Source organism: Pseudomonas sp. HMSC063H08 (assembly GCF_001813645.1).
GTDB lineage: Bacteria > Pseudomonadota > Gammaproteobacteria > Pseudomonadales > Pseudomonadaceae > Pseudomonas > Pseudomonas aeruginosa.
In genome coordinates this window covers 1-1268 of the sequence record NZ_KV813559.1, presented here as the reverse complement: position 1 = coordinate 1268, position 1268 = coordinate 1, and the positions used below count along the sequence as shown (strand labels likewise).

The following is a 1268-nucleotide window of genomic DNA, read 5'->3' as shown; positions in this document are numbered from 1 at the left end:
GTTCGATCAGCGGGAGGTAGTGCTGCCAGTCATAGCTGACCTGGTCGCGATCCAGCAAGCGGACATGGCTGGCGATCAGCGCGTCGTCAGCCACCACCTCGATTCGCGTCGGATACAAACGGCTGCTGACCCACTTACCCGCATACTCACACGGCACCGAGTAGCGGTTGCGCCCGACGCTGACCAGGCAGGTGCTGGAGACCCGCGCAGGCCGCTCGACGTAACCGTCGAATGGCGCTGGCACAGGCATCAGTTCAGCGCGCTCCAACTCCAGCACTTCGGCCACACTCAGCCCGCTGTATTGAGGGTGCGTCAGCTCGTTCCAAAGCGCGCGGCAGCGCTGGCCCAGCCAGGCATTGAGTTCCTCGAAGGAGTGAAACTGGCAGTCCTGGGCGTCTAGCCAGATACGCCTGCGGCTGTCTTGCACGTTCTTTTCAACGATGCCCTTTTCCCAACCAGCGGCGACGTTGCAGAAGTCCGGATCGAACAGGTAATGCGCGCACATCACCGCAAAGCGCGCATTCACCGCCCGGCCTTTGCCCTTATTGACCTTGTCGACGGCGGTCTTCATGTTGTCGTAGATGCCCCGGCGCGGCACGCCGCCCAAGGAGCCGAACGAGCGTGTATGGGCGTCAAATAACATCTCATGGCCCTGGCTCGGATACGCCACAAGCCAGAACGCACGGCTGGCACACAGCTTCAGATGTGCCACCTGCATACGCCGGTAAATGCCGCCGACCAGCAAGCCTTCCTCGCTCCAGTCAAACTGAAACGCCTCGCCAAGAGCAAAGGTCAGCGGCACAAAGGCCTGCGACGCCTTGCCCTGTCCCCCTCGCCAGGCACGGATAAACGCGGTGAGCTGGCTGTAGCCACCGTCATAACCTTCGGCTTTGATTTGCGCCAACAGCGCCTTGGCACTGCGCCGCTGTTGCTTGGGCCGCAGCGAATCGGCTTTTAGCGCCTGCTCCAGCGTGGCGTGAAAAGGGCTGAGTTTGTTGAAGATCGCGCGGCGTTGGTAGACCGGCGGCTTGGCCTCAGGTGCTCTGACCCACTTGCGAATCGTGTTGCGCGCCAACCCGGTGCGCTTGGCTATCTCATGCAGCGACAGCTTGTCGCGGAAATACATCCGGCGAATTTTGCCCATCATTTCCATACTGATCACCCTGTGTTCTCCTGCTCAAAAATTGAGCAGAAGCAGTTGAACACCTGGGTCAGTTTTCAGTCGGCAGAACAGCCTCTACTGGGTCAGTTTTCGGTCAGCGGCAACA

At 60.3% G+C, this 1268-nt stretch carries 1 protein-coding gene; it reads right to left on the bottom strand.

What is annotated here, in order from left to right:
- On the bottom strand, window positions 1-1153 hold a 1153-nt coding region (gene istA / locus HMPREF2924_RS25055; RefSeq protein WP_256567980.1), incomplete at its 3' end, for an IS21-like element ISPst3 family transposase.
- Window positions 1154-1268 lie beyond the last annotated feature (115 nt).